The organism is Clostridium sartagoforme AAU1 (genome assembly GCF_000401215.1).
In the GTDB taxonomy this organism is placed as follows: domain Bacteria; phylum Bacillota; class Clostridia; order Clostridiales; family Clostridiaceae; genus Clostridium; species Clostridium sartagoforme.
This window is the reverse complement of the sequence record NZ_ASRV01000029.1, coordinates 1-16,444: the sequence shown is the minus strand read 5'-3', so window position 1 is coordinate 16,444 and position 16,444 is coordinate 1. Positions and strand designations below refer to the sequence as shown.

The following is a 16,444-nucleotide window of genomic DNA, read 5'->3' as shown; positions in this document are numbered from 1 at the left end:
GAACTTATTTATTATGAAATTTATGAAATATTAGATTATCAAAATGATATAGAAAGATTAATATTATTTGGATCATATATAGGGAAAGATAAAGATTTTATAGAAATATTTTTAAATGGAGTAAAGGTTAAAAATATAAAAATAAAACTTGTAAATAAAAGAAATATCTGGCCAAGTCCTTCAGAAATAATATTTGAAAAGTATCAATAATAAAGTTTATGAAAGTAAATTTTAAATAATAATTCACGGATTAATTATATTAAGCTGTGGATTTTTTGTTGTTTATAAAAATATACTTTATTGACTTTTATTATGCATGTACTATATTATAACAAAAAGAAGTAGAATAAGGGGTAAGGGCATGAGTTATATAGAAGAAGTAAATAATGTAATAAGGAATATAAAAGAAACAAACCATAAAGCTAAAGAAGAGGCCAAAAAAAGAGTTGATTTTTTAGCAAAACCATTAGGGAGTTTAGGAAAACTTGAAGATATTTCAATCAAGCTTGCAGGAATAACAGGAAATATAAAAAATAGAATAGATAAAAAATGTATAATGATTTTTTCATCAGATAATGGTGTAGTAGAGGAAGGCGTAGCATCATCTCCACAATATGTTACATTAGCACAAACAATAAATTTTTCTAAGGGCCTTACTGGAGTTGCAGTTCTGGCAAAAGAGAATAATACAGATTTGATTGTTGTAGATATTGGAGTTAATTGTGAGGGAGAGATTCCAGGAGCACTTAATAAGAAGATAAGAAAAGGGACAAATAATATAGCTAAGGGACCTGCCATGAGCTATGAAGAAGCTTTAAAGGCTATTTATATTGGAATTGACTTAGTACGAGATGTTAAGGAAAAGGGATATGACATCTTAGGGGTTGGAGAAATGGGAATAGGAAATACTACTACTAGTAGTGCAGTATTAGCTTCCTTAGTTAAATGTAAAATAGATGATGTTGTTGGTAAGGGGGCTGGCCTTACAGATGAAGCCTTTATAAATAAGAAGAAGGTAATAAAAAGAGCAATAGAAATAAATAGTCCCAATATAGAAGATCCAATAGATGTAATTGCAAAGGTTGGAGGCTTTGATTTAGCAGGAATGGTAGGTGTTTACTTAGGAGCAGCTTATTATAAGCTTCCTGTTGTAATAGATGGCTTTATATCAGTAGTTGCAGCCTTAGTAGCAACTAAATTATGTGATAGTGTTAAAGATTATTTAATTCCATCTCATATGTCAAAGGAAATAGGATATAACATTGCTATAAATAATATGGGACTTGAGCCAATGCTAAATTTAGATATGAGACTAGGGGAAGGCAGTGGATGTCCAATTGCTTTTTCAGTAATTAATTATGCTTGTGCTATGATGAATAATATGGCTACCTTTGAAGAGGCAGAAATAGATCCAAGCTATTTGGATAAGATTAAAGATAAGAAAAATTATATTGTTAATAAAGATTAGAAAAGGCTGGGTTAAAATGATAATTTTATTAGTTGGTGGTTCTAAAAGTGGAAAATCAATAGCAGCTCAAAAGTATTCTAAGTTAATTGAAAATAAAGAGGGAGCGTTATATTATCTTGCAACTATGAAGGCTTCTGATTTAGAGGATATGAAGAGAATAGAAAATCATTTATTAGAAAGAAAAGGATGGGGCTTTATAACTATTGAAAAAGATAAGGACTTAAAAGACATAGTAGATAATCTATCTAAAAAAGATACAATTTTATTAGATAGTATTACATCCCTAGTTACTAATGAAATGTTTGATAATGGAAGTTTTATTATAAATGTAAGTGATAAGATAATTAAAGAAATAAGGCTTATAAGTGAAAAGATAGAAAACTTAATAATAGTCACTGATTATTTATTTAGTGATGGAATTATTTATGATAATTATACTGAAAGCTTTAGAAGGGAAATGGGGAAACTTAATATAAATTTAGCAAGTATTGCTGATATTGTTATTGAGTATTCCTTTAATAATGAAATTATACATAAGGGTAGAAAGGAAATAATGAAGTTAAGATGAAGAATTTAATTAACGGTTTTATAATGGCTTTAAGTATGTTTACAATACTGCCAATGCCATATAAAGTTTGGAAGGATGAAAGTGTTAGACACATGATGAAGCTTTATCCTTTAGTTGGGCTAATAGTTGGATTTATTAATTATTTTATATATAGAATTGCAGATTATTCTAATCTTTCTACAATTTTAATTTCTGCAATTACTATGGTAGCACCTTTTATTATTACAGGCATGCTACATTTAGATGGATTTATGGATGTATCTGATGCATTACTATCTAGAAGAGATCAAAAAGAAAAGATAAGAATACTTAAGGACCTAATACAGGAGCCTTTGCAGTTATTTCTTTAGCTATTTTATTTATTATTGATTTTGCAGCAATTTATACTTTAGTAGAAAATAAGGTGAATGTCATTGGAATTATAATTATACCTATAATATCAAGAGCTTTAATGGCACTGATGCTAATAAAAAAAGAATCTATGAAAGAAAGTTCTTTAGGTTCTTACTTTAAAAAAGATACTGGGAAATTAGATATAATAATTTTATATTTAATTTTATTAATATCTTGTACTTCTTTTGTTTTAATATTTAATTTAAAAGCTATATTAGTGCCTGTATTTATGATAATTTCTGCTATAGTATCAGTAAATAAAAGCACTAAAGAACTTGGAGGAATGTCAGGAGATAGTGCTGGATATGGACTAGTAATTGCAGAAGTTGTAGGAATACTATTCTTAGCAATTATATAGTAAGGGGGGATAATTTTGATATTAGTTTTTGGTGGAGCTTATAATGGAAAGCTTAGTTTTGTAAAGAAAAAATTTAATATAGAAGATGAAGATATTTTTGCAATTGATGATGATTCAAAAGATTTAAGAATAGATTTTTCAAAGAAGGTAATTAATAATTTTCATAAGTTTACTTATAAACTTTCTTTAGAGAAAATTGATGCCATGGATTATATTGTAAGTAATTCAGAATTATTTAAGGATAAGATAATAGTATGTGATGATATTTCCCAGGGAATAGTTCCATTAAAAAAAGAAGATAGATTTTGGAGAGAAAATACAGGAAGATGCCTTCAGTACATAAGTAGTAATTCTAAGGCCATATATAGAGTTTTTTGTGGAATACCAATGGTGATTAAAGATGATGAGTAACATAAATATTTATTTAATACGTCATGGAAAGACTATGGCTAATGAAAAGAAATTATACTGTGGTAAAACAGATTTATCCTTAAGTGATAAAGGATTAGAAGAACTAAAATTTCTAAAGAAAAGTATTGAGTATCCAATATGTGAAGAATATTATACTAGTGGTGCTAAAAGAGCCAATGAAACCTTTGAAGCCCTATATGAAAGTAACGAGTTTAAAGAGTTAAAGGGTTTTTTTGAATATGACTTTGGAGATTTCGAAATGAAATCCTATGATGATTTAAAGCAAGACAAAAGATATATTGATTGGATAACAGATAAATCTGGAGAAATAGAATGTCCTAATGGCGAAAGTAAGAATAATTATAAAAAAAGAATAAGAAATGAGTTTATAGACTTTATTAATAATATAAATAATAAAAAAATAAATTCAGTTTTATTAGTTTCACATGGAGGAACTATAGGGACAATATTAGAAGAGTTCTATGATAATAGTAAGAACTTTTATGAATGGCAGCCAAGCTATGGAAGAGGATATAATCTCCAAGTAGAAATATTAAATTCAGAGTTTAAAATATTAAATGTTACTGAGATATAAAATGATTATAGATAATTATTAAAATTGGGAGAGATAAACATATGAAAGAATTAACTTTAGGCTATTTATTAGACCTAATAATAGGAGATCCACAAAATCCAATTCATCCTATAAGATTAATAGGAAACTTATGTAAAGGAATAGAAAATTATTTTAGAAAAAAACTAAGTAAGTCCCTTAAGATGGCAGGATTATCAACTTGGATATCTGTTGTTTTAGTTGTTTTTGTATTTAGTAACTTAATCTTAAGGTTTAGCTATAATTTTAATTATATACTTGGAGTGATAATAAGTGGAATTATTATATATTTTTGTATAGCAACAAAGTCATTAAAGGTTGAAGCTTTAAAGGTAGTAAAAGCCTTAAAGGATAATAATATTGAAGAAGCAAGACATAGATTATCTTATATTGTTGGAAGAGACACTAAAAACTTAAATGAAGAGGAAATTTTAAGAGCAGTAGTTGAAACAATAGCAGAGAATATTTCTGATGGGGTTGTAGCACCAATTTTTTATGCTGGGCTATTTGGAGCCCCTTTTGCTTTAGTATATAAAGCAGTAAACACTATGGATTCAATGTTTGGATATAAAAATGATAAATATTATGAATTTGGATATTTTCCAGCTAAATTTGATGATATATTTAATTATATACCAGCTAGGATTACAGGATATTTAATAGTTATAGCAGCTTTTATATTAAGAATGGATTATAAAAATTCTTATAAGATATATAAGAGAGATAGATATAACCATAGTAGTCCTAATAGTGCACATCCAGAATCGGCGGTAGCAGGTGCTTTGGGGCTAAAATTAGGAGGAGCTAATTATTATTTTGGTAAATTAGTAGAAAAACCAACTATAGGTGATGAAATAAAGAAGATAGAAGTTAAAGATGTAAATAAAACTAGTAATATTTTATATATGGTTTCTTTCTTAAGTTATTTAATTGCTATACTTTTATCTTTAATGGGGGAGATTTTAATATGAGTAAAGTAGTTCATGGTGGAAATATAGATGAATTATCAAGAAAATATAATTTAAATAAAGATAATTTAATAGATTTTTCAGCTAATATAAATCCAATGGGAGTACATAAAAATATAAAAAAGGCAATTATAGAGGGCTTAGATAATATTGAAAGATATCCAGATATAACCTATTATGATTTAAAGCTAGCCATAAGTAAATTTGAGAATATAGACATTAATAACTTAACCTTAGGCAATGGAGCAGCAGAGGTTATATTTAATTTAGTTAGAGCTTTAAAACCTAAAAAAGTGCTTATTCCAGCTCCAACTTTTGGAGAGTATGAAGAAGCAGTTTTAAGCATAAATGGAAATATAGAATACTATTATTTAAGAGAAGGTAATAATTGGAATATAAGTGAAGATATATTAAAGTATATAAATAATGATATAGATATTATATTTATATGTAATCCTAACAACCCAACAGGAAATTTAACCAATAAAGATTTGATAGAAAGAATTGCAGAAAGAGCCTTAAAATTTAATTCTATAATTGTAGTAGATGAATCATTTTTAGATTTTGTAGAAGACAATGATGATTATACTGCAGTATCTTTATTAAATAAGTATAAAAATATATTTATTATAAAATCTATGACCAAGTTTTTTGCTATACCAGGAATTAGGATGGGATATGGCATCTCTAAGAATAAAGATTTACTAGAAGAAATAGATAAAGCATGTGTTCCGTGGAATATTAACATAATGGCAGAAAAGGCTTCAATTGCAGCTTTGTTAGAAGAAGAATATATAAAAAATACTATAGATTATGTACAAAGTGAAAAAAACTTCTTATTCCAAGAACTAATAAAGATAAAAAATATAAAAGTTTTCGAACCAAATGTAAATTTTATAATGTTTAAAACATTAAAAGAAATAGATTTAAAGAGAATTATGTTAAAAGAAAGTATTATTATAAGAAGCTGTAGTAATTATAATGGATTAAATAATTATTATTATAGAATTGCAGTAAGAACTAGAAAAGAAAATGAAAAACTTATTAATTCATTAAAAAAAATAATGAATTAATGTATTTAATATTTAATTTTATAGGTCTATTTTATAGCATAATAAAAAGTTATATTATAAATTACAGTATATATTTTAATTGACATATTATATCATTAATAATATAATTCTATTTGAATTTAGACTATATTAAATATTTAGGGTGCTTTTTAAGCTTAATAGGGAATTAGGTATCATTCCTAAGCTACCCCAGTAACCGTGAAATGGACGAAATCTATTAATACCACTGCAAAAAAATGCGGGAAGGTTAGAAAGTAGGATGAAGTAAAGCCGGGAGACCTGCCTTTTATATAAAGATTATTATCTTCTGAGGGTGAGATAGTAAAAATACTATTATAGTTTTAAATTATTTTTAATAGATAATACAAGCTATTTTCTATTATTTAATAATTTTAAATTATGAAATATGTATTTTAGGCATACTCTTAGTATGTCTTTTTATTTTATAGAAAGATTAATTAAGTATCATTCTATAAAATAAGCCCTAATAAGAAATTAGGAGGAAAGTATTATGAAAAAAGGAAGTAAAATTCTTTCGTTAGTTTTTGCAATGTTATTTTCATTAGCAATATTTGCTGGTTGTGCAGAAACTACAAAAACTATGACAGACAGAGAGGGAAATGAATTCACTCTACCAAAGAAAGTAGAAAAAATTATATCAACTGCACCATCTAATACAGAAGTATTAGTTGACTTAGGGCTTGCAGATAAACTAGTCGCAGTAGATAAATATTCAGCAGATGTAGAAGGAATAAATAAAGATCTACCTAAAATAGATTTTAGAAATCCAGATGCAGAAACTATAATATCATTACAACCAGATATAATTATTGCATCAGGACATAATAAAGTTGGAGATAATGATCCATTTCAATTGGTAAAGGATGCAGGAATAACAGTTGTATATATACCAAGTAGCTATAGCATTGATGGGATATATGGAGATATAGAATTTATAGCACAAATAACAAAAGCAGATAAAAAAAGCAAAGAAATTATTGATAATATGAAAAAAGAAGTTGAGTCTATAAAGGCTATTGGAGATAAAATAACCAATAAAAAGAAAGTTTATTTTGAGATAGGATCTGGTTCTATGTTAAGTAGTTTTGGTAAAGAGACTTTCTTAAATGAAATGATTGAAATAGTTGGAGCAGAAAACATATTTGCAAATGAAAAATCATGGATATCACCATCTACAGAAGCTATTATATCTGCTAATCCGGATGTTATATTAACTAGTATGCCAGATATAAATGGAGTAAAGGCAGTTGATGATATAAAAAGCCGTGATGGATGGGGTAGTATAACAGCCATAAAGGAAGGCAAAGTTTATAGTATAGATGGTAACTCATCATCAAGACCATCACAAAATATAATTAAGGCTTTAAAAGAAATGGCAAAGGCTATTTATCCAAATGAATATAAATAAATATAATAAAAATAAAGTATTGATGATATTATCAATACCACTAGTTATTTTAATAATTTGTATTGGAACTTCCATTGGAAGTTCCAATATTAGTATTATGGATATTATTTCAATAATACTTCACAAATTATTTAATGTAAGATTATTAGAAGGTATTGAAGTAAAGGATGTTTCAATAATTTGGAGTATTAGACTGCCAAGGGTATTATTAGCATTTACTGTTGGAGGAGCTCTTGCAGCAAGTGGGGCTGTAGTGCAATCAGTTTTAAAAAATCCATTAGCATCACCCTATACTTTAGGAGTATCATCAGGAGCATCTTTAGGAGTAGGTCTTTTAATAGTTTCAGGAATATCTATCCCATTCCTCGGAAACTTTTCATTACCTCTAATAGGCTTTATAAGTAGTTTATTAACAATGATAATAGTATTAGTATTTGCAAGTAAGGTAGATAAGGAATTGTCTAATAGTACAATAATATTGTCAGGAATGGTTTTTTCTTTATTTTTTAATGCAGCATTAACAACAATAACAGCTTTATTTACTAGTAAGATAGAAGCTATAACTATGTGGCAAATGGGATCATTTTCTATGAGAGGATGGAGCTATCTTAAAGCGGGATTTCCTTTTTTTATAATAGGAATAATTGGAGTAATGATATTTGCAAAAGAAATGGATGTATTAACCTTTGGAGAAGAACAAGCTAAATCTATTGGCGTTGAAGCTGAAAGAGTTAAGAAGTATCTTTTCTTGTTCGTAGCAATATTAACAGGAGCAGCAGTTTCAATAAGTGGCACTATAGGTTTTGTTGATTTAATTGCTCCGCATATAGTAAGAAAAATATTTGGATCAAAGCATTCATGTGTTATTCCTATGTCAGTTGTGTTTGGTGGATGTCTTATGGTAGTTACTGATTTAATTGCAAGAACTATAATAGTTCCATCAGAGCTTCCAGTGGGTGCAGTAACGGCAATAATAGGTGCTCCATTTTTTGCTTATTTATATTTTAAAAAATCAAAGTAGGTGATTTTAATATGTTAGAAGTCAAAAATGTTTGTTGTGGTTATGACGGAATAGATATTGTAAAGCAAGTTAGTTTTAGCATAAATAGAGGTGAAAACTTATGTATAGTTGGGCCTAATGGATGTGGTAAAAGTACTTTATTAAAAGCTATATCTAGTCTTATTGATTTTCATGGGGAAGTCAAATTGGATGGGAAAAATATAAATGCACTAAAACGAAAAGATCTTGCAACTAAGATTGCGTTAATGACACAAAGTTCTAATATACAATTTCCGTATACGATTTATGAAACAGTCGCATTAGGAAGATATTCTCATTTAAAAAGCATTTTTTCTAGATTAACTAAAAAAGATGAATTAATTATAAATGAAAGCCTAAAGATGGTTGGAATATTAGATATAAAAAATAAACTTATAAGTGAATTATCAGGAGGGCAACTTCAAAGAGTATTTTTAGCAAGAGCTTTTGCACAAGATCCAGAAGTTATACTTTTAGATGAGCCAACAAATCACTTGGACTTAAGATACCAAATTGAAATATTAGATTATCTTAAGAATTGGGCTAAAGAAAAAAATAAAATTGTTGTAGCTGTATTACATGACTTAAACTTAGTTCAAAACTTTGGAGATAGAGTTTTGATGTTAAATGATGGAATCATAAAAGGGCATGGAAATACAAAAGAAGTTTTAAATAACAATGATTTAGAAGAAGTTTATGGAATAGATATAAAATCTTTTATGGTAAGAACCTTGGAAAAATGGAGATAAAGGGAGGAGTTTATAATGAAGAAAAAATTTGTTATGTCATATAGTTGTGGAAAAGATAGTACATTATCCTTGTATAGAATGATAAGAAAAGGTAATAAGCCAGTTGCCTTACTCATTACAGTAGATAAAAAAGTTTTAAGGTCATGGTTTCATGGAGTACCAAATGATTTATTAAATGAGGTGTCAAAATCACTTGATATTCCTCTTTTACTAGTGAACTGTGAGGGCGAGGAATATGCAGAATCTTTTAAAAAAGCACTATATAAAGCTAAAAATGAATTAGGAGCAGAAGGTTGTGTATTTGGCGATATAGATTTAGATGCACATAGAACATGGTGTACAGATAGATGTAATGAAGTTGAAATGGAAGCAATATTCCCATTGTGGCTTGAAGATAGGGAAAAATTAACTTATGAGTTCATAGATGCTGGTTTTAAAACCGTTATTAAAAATGTTAGATTAGATGCATTATCAACTGACTTTCTAGGAAAAGAATTAACTCATAAAGTAGTTAAGGATATAATAAAAACAGGTTCAGATGCATGTGGCGAAAATGGAGAGTATCATACCTTTGTGTTTGATGGACCATTATTTAAATATCCAATAAGATTTAAAGAAAATGGAATAATTACAAATGAAACTCATGGTTTTTTAGATATAGCAGGTGTTATTAATGAGTAAAAGTGTAATGTTATTGGGTACAGCTTCATCAGTTGGAAAAAGTACATTAGCAGCAGCATTTTGTAGGTATTTTAAAAATAAAGCTTTAAAAGTTGCTCCTTTTAAAGCTTTAAATATTTCATTAAACTCATATGTAACAAAAGATGGTTTAGAAATGGGAAGGGCACAAGTTGTTCAAGCAGAAGCTTGTGAAATAGAGCCAGAGGCATGGATGAATCCAGTACTTTTAAAACCAAGTGGAAATATGACGACTCAGGTTATAGTTAATGGGAAAGTAAAATGTAATATTGAATCATATAAATATAAGGAATTAAATAAGGAATTAAAAGAAATAGTTAAAGAAACCTTTTATAAGATTTCTAAAGAATATGACGTAATTGTACTTGAAGGATCTGGAAGTTGTGCGGAGATAAACTTAAAGGACAGCGATATTGCGAATATGTCAATGGCTAGAGATAGTGATTCACCTGTAATATTAGTTGCTGATATAGATAGAGGTGGAGTATTTGCATCAGTGGTAGGAACTATAATGCTTTTAGATGAAGAAGATAGAAGGCGTGTTAAAGGTGTAATTATAAATAAATTTAGAGGGAAAATAGATTTATTTAAGCCAGCCATGAGGCAATTAGAAGATATTATAAAAATACCAGTACTAGGGGTTATGCCATATTTTCAATTAGATATAGAAGATGAAGATAGCGTAACAGAAAGGTTAAACAATAGGGATATAAAAAAACTTGATATAGTAGTTATCAAACTTCCATACATGTCAAATTTTACGGATTTCAATGCTTTAGCAAGATTAAATGGAGTATCGATACGATATGTAGATAATAGAAGAGATATAGGTAATCCCCATTTATTAATTATACCAGGAAGTAAAAATACTATAGAGGATTTAAGAGAAATAAAGAAAAATGGTATTTTTAACGAAATAGTAAATTTGAAAAACAAGGGAACATTAATTTTTGGAATATGTGGTGGTTATCAGATGTTAGGAAATCTTATCGAGGATAAGCTTGGGATAGAAGGAAAAGAAACATTTGAAAATGGGTTTGGATTTTTAAATATAAAAACAATATTTAATAGGAATAAAATAACGAAACAGTCGGAAGGAAAAATAATTTCCAATAAAATTCCAGAATTTAATGATATAAAAGTAGTTGGTTATGAAATTCATAATGGAATTAGTAATTTGGATGAAAATGCAATTCCATTTATTAAATTAAATAATGGTGAAATAGCAGGTACTACAAATAAGGAATCTACAGTTTTCGGAACTTATATTCATGGAATATTTGATGATAGCAAATTTGTTAATATATTTATAAAATATTTATTAAAAGTAAATAAAATTGAAGATATAGATCAAGATAAATTAAGTTATAAGCAATATAAAATGAAGCAATTTGATGAGCTTTCTAAAATATTACAAAGTAATATAGACATGAAAAAGTAGAAGAAATATTAAAAATATAACTTAATAAAAATAAGTTAACTAAAGAAACTCCAATGGAGTTTTTTATTTTGGCTTGAAATCTTATAAAATTCTTAATATTACTTTATAAAATGCACAATATAAGTTAATTATTGTAAAATAGGAAGTAAGAGATAAAATTAAATTTAATAACATATTTTATATTAAGGCAGTAAACTAATGGGGAGGGGTAGAAAATGAAGGAATTATCTAAAAAATTATATTAAAGTATAATTTAAATGAATTGAAATGGCTAGATTTAATATGGTTTGCATTATTTCCATTAATGAATATAAACTATGTTATAGCTGGCTCAATTGCAAAAAATGGAAAAGATTTTAGCTTAACATTAGATAAACAGATACCATTTATCTCAATGTTTATTTTCCCTTATATATATTGGTATATTTATATTTTTATAGGACTAATATTTATTTTATTAAAAGATCGTAGAAAATATATAAGAGCTTTATTTACAGTATATATAGGTATGTGCGTATGTTATTTAGTTTATTATTTATTTCCTGTTGAGATAGTAAGGCCAACAATAATAAATAGTAGCATATCAAATAAATTGGTTAATATTATTTATGAAAATGACAGACCATTTAATTGTTTTCCATCTATACATGTATTAAATACCTATATAGTTATGAGATATACAATGAAAAATGAAAACAAGGCATGGTTTTACTATACACAATTAGTAGGTGTACTGATAATTCTATCAACATTATTTATAAAGCAGCATTTTATTTTAGATGGAATAGCAGCAATAGTATTAGCAGAAGTTGTAATTGCCATAGCTAAAAAAATAGAGGACAAGCACCTAGATAATATTTTATTATTACCATATAAACTAATTGATAAAATAAAGAACAAAAATGATATACCAATAAATTAATTTGAATAAATTTTTTCTAAACGTAATCTTTATAAATAGATAATAGGAAAAGTTATGCGGTATGAGATTTATATTAAATATAACTCATGCCGTATTTTATATTGTAAAAAGCTTCTCCTATAGGTAAAGAAATGTTTACATTTCTTTATTTAATAATAATATCCTCTTCACTTAAATATAAGAAATGTTACGTAATTTATAAAAATATAGATAAATTATCCAAAAGTGCATTGACAATGATAATCTATATCAACTATAATAAAAATCAATTGATATATATTATCAAATGACGGGAGTGAGAAGATGACTAAAAAATCATTATTGATTATTACATTTATTCTATCAGTAGTATCTATATTTATTGGAGTATCGGATATAAATATAATTAACATGGGGACTGAAGAAATAGAGGTTCTTATGATAAGTAGATTACCTCGTTTGATTAGTATATTAGTTGCAGGCGTGGGTATGAGTATAAGTGGTGTAATAATGCAACAAATTAGTAATAATAAATTTATTTCACCAACAACAGCAGCAACAGTTGATTCAGCTAAGCTAGGAGTTTTATTTTCTATAATAATATTTTCATCTGCTAATATATTTCAAAAGATGATCTTGTCTTTTATATTTTCGGTAGTAGGAACTTTTATGTTTATGACTATATTAAAGAAGATAAAGATAAAGAATGTAATTTTCATTCCACTTGTTGGTATTATGCTGGGGAATGTAATAGGCTCAATAACAGATTTCTTTGCTTATAAGTATAACTTAAGACAAAGTATGGGAGCTTTTTTACAAGGAAATTTTTCAACGGTATTAAAAGGGAACTATGAAATATTATATTTAAGCATACCATTGATGATAATAGCTTTTTCCTACGTACATAAATTTACCTTAGCAGGTATGGGAGAAGAGATGTCAGTAAGTCTTGGACTAAATTATAAAAGAGTTACTAATATTGGAGTTATAATAGTTGCTTTAATTTCATCATTAGTTGTAATAACAGTAGGTAGTATACCTTTTGTAGGATTGATAATACCCAATATAGTTTCTATATGGAAAGGGGACAATCTTAAAACTAATATGCCGATTGTTGCTTTACTAGGAGGAAGTTTTGTATTAGCTTGTGACATTATAAGTAGATTAATAATTGCACCATATGAAGTACCTATAGATTTAACTGTAGGAGTTATTGGAGCTGTAATATTCCTTTATTTAATATTTAGGAGGAATAAATAATGAAAAATAATAAAAAACAAATAATTATAATGTCAATAATTGCAATAACCTTTTTAACATTATTTGTAGTGTGGGGGTTAAATGCAAGAAATTATAGATTTAATCTATCTCTTAGAATTCCAAAGGTATTAGGCATTTTAATAGCTGGAGGAACTATTTCAGTAGCATCGTTATTATTTCAAACAATAACCAATAATAGAATTATAACGCCAAGTATTATAGGCTTAGATGCTTTATATAATTTAGTACAAACTGTAGTAATTTTTGTATTTGGATCTACATCAGTATTCATGGTTAATAAAACAGTAAACTTTTTAGCTTCAGGCACCTTAATGGTAATTTTAGCAATGATATTATTTAAAGTAGTTCTTAAAAGTGGAAGAAATAATATATTCTTTTTATTGCTAGTAGGAACTGTTGTTGGGACATTATTTAGAAGTTTATCATCTTTTATGCAGGTATTAATCGATCCGAATGAATTTGATGCACTTCAAACGAAACTATTTGCTTCATTTAGTTTAGTAAATACAAAAATAATATTTATTTCAGTTGTGATATTAGTAATAATGGCAATTACTTTATATAAAGATTTTAATAAGCTAGATGTAATGTCGTTAGGTAGAGAGCAAGCTATAAACTTAGGTATTGATTATGATAAATTTAGCAAAAAGATATTAGTATTTGTTGCTATACTAGTTTCACTATCAACAGCATTAGTTGGTCCAATAACATTTTTAGGAATAATAGTTGTTAATTTAACTTATGAGATAACTAAAACTTACAAACATTCAGTTCTTCTTATAGTTGGAACACTTATAAGTATAATAGCTTTAGTTGGTGGTCAATTCTTTGTTGAGAGAGTATTTAATTTCAATACGACTATAAGTATAATAATAAATTTTATTGGTGGAATTTATTTTATAAATCTATTATTAAGGGAGAGTAAGCTATGATAGAAGTAAGAAATATTAACAAGAGTTATGGAAATAAAAAAGTTCTAGAAGATGTTTCTTTTAAAATAGAGGAAGGAAAAATAACTTCCTTTATAGGACCAAATGGTGCAGGTAAAAGTACTATTTTGTCTATAATATCAAGACTTATGGATTCTGATTCAGGAGAAGTTATTATAGATGGTAAAGAAATAAAATCGTGGGACTCTAAAGAGTTATCAAAAAAATTATCAATATTAAAGCAAAGTAATAATTTAAATATAAGACTGACAATTAGAGAACTTGTTTCATTCGGAAGATTCCCGTATTGTGAAGGCAAATTAAAAGAAGATGATGAAAGGCTTGTTGATGAAGCTTTAAATTATATGAAACTTATAGATATTCAAGATAAGTATCTTGATGAATTAAGTGGTGGGCAAAGACAAAGAGCGTATATTGCAATGATAATTGCTCAAGATACAGACTATATACTTTTAGATGAACCACTAAATAATTTAGATATGAAGCATTCAGCTGAAATGATGAAGCTTTTAAGAGAAATGGTTAATGATTTAGGAAAAACTATAATAATAGTTATTCATGATATAAATTTTGCATCCTGTTATTCAGATACAATAGTAGCATTAAAGGATGGAAAATTAGTAAATCATACTATAACAGAAGAAATGATAACAGAAGATAGTTTAAGTTGTCTTTATGATATGAATTTCAATATTAGAGAAGTAAATAATCAAAAGATATGTATATATTTCTAAAAAAATTACAGTATAAAATAAAATTTATATAAAACAAAATTTATATAAAACAAAAAACGGAGGTAAATGTAATGAAAAAGAGACTTGCAGCCATATTAAGTATGGTTATGTTATTATTAGTAGGAGTAGTAGGTTGTACTTCAGGAGATAAATCAACTAAAGATTCAGCAAAAGAAGAAAAGAAAACAGTAGTTGTTACAGATCAAAAGGGCGAAGTAGAAGTACCTGTTAATCCTAAAAATGTTGTAGTTTTAGACTATGGTTCATTAGATATAATGACTAAGTTAGAGGTTGAACCAGTGGCATTACCAAAAGGTTCTCTTCCAGCATACTTAGATAAATATAAAGATGATAAATATGTAGATTTAGGTTCATTAAAAGAATTTGATTTAGAAAAAATCAATGAAGTTGAACCAGACTTAATTATAATAGAGGGAAGACAAGAGTCTTATTATGAAGACTTAAAGAAAATTGCTCCAGTATTATACTTAGGTACAGCTAACAGTGACATATTTGCTTCAGCAGAGAACAATGCTAAAGTATTAGGAAAAGTATTTGCTAAAGAAGAAGGCGTTACAACTGAATTAGGAAATATAAATAAGAGATTAGAAGCGGTAAATGCTAAAGTTAAAGAAAATAATTCAACAGCTTTAATGACAATGTTCAATGAAGGTTCATTATCTGTATATGGTACAGGTTCAAGATATGATATGGTTTATAGTAAGTTTGGATTTACTCCAGCCGATACACAAATAGAGGCTTCAAATCATGGACAAAATATTTCATTCGAATATTTAAAAGAAAAGAATCCAGATTACTTATTTGTTTTAGATAGAGGTGCAATAACTGGAACTCAAGCATCTGTGAAAGAAGCTGTGGAAAATGAATTAATGAAGACAACAAAGGCTTATAAAGATGGGCACATAGTATATGTTAATCCACAAGCTTGGTATGTTGGTGGAAGTGGAATAATGGCTATAGATACTATTATTTCTGATGTTGAAGCAGCATTGGGAATAAAATAGAATTTAAATTAATAGTAAAAATAAATTGGAATTATTATATACTAAGAACTCCTCATTGGATTTTTCCTGTGAGGAGTTCTTCTATTGAAAACTGTATTAATGATAAATTATCAATATATTAGATGATTTATCATTAAAATAATAATTATAAAAAGTTTTTTTAAAAAATAAAAAAAATAATTTTTAATATTTACAATGGATAATTATTATTATATAATAATAAACATCGAGAGGATTTAAAATAATTTAAAAAGTAAATTATTGAAAATAAATTCATAATAAAATAATGTGGAAATTAGGAGGAATTTAAATTATGAAAAAATTTGTTTGTACAGTATGTGGTT

The 16,444-nt window shown here is 27.0% G+C and carries 17 protein-coding genes, 1 pseudogene and 1 riboswitch; all 18 genes and pseudogenes read left to right on the top strand.

The genetic code is table 11. The annotated features are described in order from the left end of the window. Positions 1-210 (top strand): hypothetical protein (locus A500_RS20670; RefSeq protein WP_016206017.1); only part of this gene is annotated, 210 nt, incomplete at its 5' end. A gap of 151 nt (positions 211-361) precedes the next feature. After that, on the top strand, positions 362-1,468 hold the full coding sequence (gene cobT / locus A500_RS02525) for a nicotinate-nucleotide--dimethylbenzimidazole phosphoribosyltransferase (protein WP_016206016.1): 1,107 nt from the start codon (positions 362-364) through the stop codon (positions 1,466-1,468). A gap of 16 nt (positions 1,469-1,484) precedes the next feature. Then, the gene (locus tag A500_RS02520) at positions 1,485-2,036 is read left to right on the top strand and encodes a bifunctional adenosylcobinamide kinase/adenosylcobinamide-phosphate guanylyltransferase (protein WP_040436451.1); all 552 of its coding nucleotides are present in this window, start codon (positions 1,485-1,487) and stop codon (positions 2,034-2,036) included. Beyond that, positions 2,033-2,787 (top strand): annotated as a pseudogene (locus tag A500_RS21865) (adenosylcobinamide-GDP ribazoletransferase). The gene A500_RS02520 and the pseudogene A500_RS21865 overlap by 4 nt, the downstream one beginning before the upstream one ends. Positions 2,788-2,802: 15 nt before the next feature. Then, positions 2,803-3,198 (top strand): bifunctional adenosylcobinamide kinase/adenosylcobinamide-phosphate guanylyltransferase, encoded by a 396-nt coding sequence (locus A500_RS02510; protein WP_016206014.1) that lies wholly within the window; start codon positions 2,803-2,805, stop codon positions 3,196-3,198. After that, positions 3,191-3,793, top strand: coding sequence for a phosphoglycerate mutase family protein (locus A500_RS02505; RefSeq protein WP_016206013.1), 603 nt, complete (start codon positions 3,191-3,193; stop codon positions 3,791-3,793). Before A500_RS02510 ends, A500_RS02505 begins: the two co-directional genes overlap by 8 nt. Before the next feature lie 41 nt (positions 3,794-3,834). After that, entirely contained in the window at positions 3,835-4,782 is a 948-nt protein-coding gene (locus A500_RS02500) for a cobalamin biosynthesis protein (RefSeq protein ID WP_016206012.1), read from the top strand. Continuing rightward, positions 4,779-5,852 carry a threonine-phosphate decarboxylase CobD gene (gene cobD / locus A500_RS02495; RefSeq protein ID WP_016206011.1) on the top strand — a complete coding sequence of 358 codons (1,074 nt, stop codon included), beginning with the start codon at positions 4,779-4,781 and terminating at the stop codon, positions 5,850-5,852. Before A500_RS02500 ends, cobD begins: the two co-directional genes overlap by 4 nt. A 123-nt stretch (positions 5,853-5,975) precedes the next feature. Continuing rightward, positions 5,976-6,153, top strand: a riboswitch (cobalamin riboswitch). Between the two features lie 210 nt (positions 6,154-6,363). Further along, the gene (locus A500_RS02490; RefSeq protein ID WP_016206010.1) at positions 6,364-7,281 is read left to right on the top strand and encodes an ABC transporter substrate-binding protein; all 918 of its coding nucleotides are present in this window, start codon (positions 6,364-6,366) and stop codon (positions 7,279-7,281) included. After that, complete coding sequence (locus tag A500_RS02485; RefSeq protein ID WP_016206009.1) at positions 7,268-8,302, top strand: FecCD family ABC transporter permease; 1,035 nt, start codon at positions 7,268-7,270, stop codon at positions 8,300-8,302. The genes A500_RS02490 and A500_RS02485 overlap by 14 nt, the downstream gene beginning before the upstream one ends. 11 nt (positions 8,303-8,313) lie before the next feature. Continuing rightward, positions 8,314-9,069: an ABC transporter ATP-binding protein gene (locus A500_RS02480; RefSeq protein WP_016206008.1), complete on the top strand. Its 756-nt coding sequence runs from the start codon at positions 8,314-8,316 to the stop codon at positions 9,067-9,069. A gap of 15 nt (positions 9,070-9,084) precedes the next feature. After that, positions 9,085-9,750, top strand: coding sequence for a Dph6-related ATP pyrophosphatase (locus A500_RS02475; RefSeq protein ID WP_016206007.1), 666 nt, complete (start codon positions 9,085-9,087; stop codon positions 9,748-9,750). Continuing rightward, entirely contained in the window at positions 9,743-11,209 is a 1,467-nt protein-coding gene (locus A500_RS02470; protein WP_016206006.1) for a cobyric acid synthase, read from the top strand. Before A500_RS02475 ends, A500_RS02470 begins: the two co-directional genes overlap by 8 nt. A gap of 304 nt (positions 11,210-11,513) precedes the next feature. Then, positions 11,514-12,131 carry a phosphatase PAP2 family protein gene (locus tag A500_RS02465; RefSeq protein WP_083935659.1) on the top strand — a complete coding sequence of 206 codons (618 nt, stop codon included), beginning with the start codon at positions 11,514-11,516 and terminating at the stop codon, positions 12,129-12,131. 303 nt (positions 12,132-12,434) lie between these two features. Then, the gene (locus A500_RS02460) at positions 12,435-13,370 is read left to right on the top strand and encodes an ABC transporter permease (protein ID WP_016206004.1); all 936 of its coding nucleotides are present in this window, start codon (positions 12,435-12,437) and stop codon (positions 13,368-13,370) included. Next, entirely contained in the window at positions 13,370-14,323 is a 954-nt protein-coding gene (locus A500_RS02455) for an iron chelate uptake ABC transporter family permease subunit (protein ID WP_016206003.1), read from the top strand. The genes A500_RS02460 and A500_RS02455 overlap by 1 nt, the downstream gene beginning before the upstream one ends. Then, positions 14,320-15,075, top strand: coding sequence for an iron ABC transporter ATP-binding protein (locus A500_RS02450; protein WP_016206002.1), 756 nt, complete (start codon positions 14,320-14,322; stop codon positions 15,073-15,075). The genes A500_RS02455 and A500_RS02450 overlap by 4 nt, the downstream gene beginning before the upstream one ends. Positions 15,076-15,146: 71 nt before the next feature. Beyond that, positions 15,147-16,100, top strand: coding sequence for a siderophore ABC transporter substrate-binding protein (locus A500_RS02445; protein ID WP_016206001.1), 954 nt, complete (start codon positions 15,147-15,149; stop codon positions 16,098-16,100). Positions 16,101-16,444: the final 344 nt, after the last annotated feature.

What these genes read in the sequence shown, in the direction of transcription:
- cobT (WP_016206016.1), top strand. Translation starts at nt 362, where the DNA reads ATGAGTTATATAGAAGAAGTAAATAATGTAATAAGGAATATAAAAGAA.
- A500_RS02520 (WP_040436451.1), top strand. Translation starts at nt 1,485, where the DNA reads ATGATAATTTTATTAGTTGGTGGTTCTAAAAGTGGAAAATCAATAGCA.
- A500_RS02505 (WP_016206013.1), top strand. Translation starts at nt 3,191, where the DNA reads ATGAGTAACATAAATATTTATTTAATACGTCATGGAAAGACTATGGCT.
- A500_RS02500 (WP_016206012.1), top strand. Translation starts at nt 3,835, where the DNA reads ATGAAAGAATTAACTTTAGGCTATTTATTAGACCTAATAATAGGAGAT.
- cobD (WP_016206011.1), top strand. Translation starts at nt 4,779, where the DNA reads ATGAGTAAAGTAGTTCATGGTGGAAATATAGATGAATTATCAAGAAAA.
- A500_RS02490 (WP_016206010.1), top strand. Translation starts at nt 6,364, where the DNA reads ATGAAAAAAGGAAGTAAAATTCTTTCGTTAGTTTTTGCAATGTTATTT.
- A500_RS02485 (WP_016206009.1), top strand. Translation starts at nt 7,268, where the DNA reads ATGAATATAAATAAATATAATAAAAATAAAGTATTGATGATATTATCA.
- A500_RS02480 (WP_016206008.1), top strand. Translation starts at nt 8,314, where the DNA reads ATGTTAGAAGTCAAAAATGTTTGTTGTGGTTATGACGGAATAGATATT.
- A500_RS02475 (WP_016206007.1), top strand. Translation starts at nt 9,085, where the DNA reads ATGAAGAAAAAATTTGTTATGTCATATAGTTGTGGAAAAGATAGTACA.
- A500_RS02470 (WP_016206006.1), top strand. Translation starts at nt 9,743, where the DNA reads ATGAGTAAAAGTGTAATGTTATTGGGTACAGCTTCATCAGTTGGAAAA.
- A500_RS02465 (WP_083935659.1), top strand. Translation starts at nt 11,514, where the DNA reads ATGAATATAAACTATGTTATAGCTGGCTCAATTGCAAAAAATGGAAAA.
- A500_RS02460 (WP_016206004.1), top strand. Translation starts at nt 12,435, where the DNA reads ATGACTAAAAAATCATTATTGATTATTACATTTATTCTATCAGTAGTA.
- A500_RS02455 (WP_016206003.1), top strand. Translation starts at nt 13,370, where the DNA reads ATGAAAAATAATAAAAAACAAATAATTATAATGTCAATAATTGCAATA.
- A500_RS02450 (WP_016206002.1), top strand. Translation starts at nt 14,320, where the DNA reads ATGATAGAAGTAAGAAATATTAACAAGAGTTATGGAAATAAAAAAGTT.
- A500_RS02445 (WP_016206001.1), top strand. Translation starts at nt 15,147, where the DNA reads ATGAAAAAGAGACTTGCAGCCATATTAAGTATGGTTATGTTATTATTA.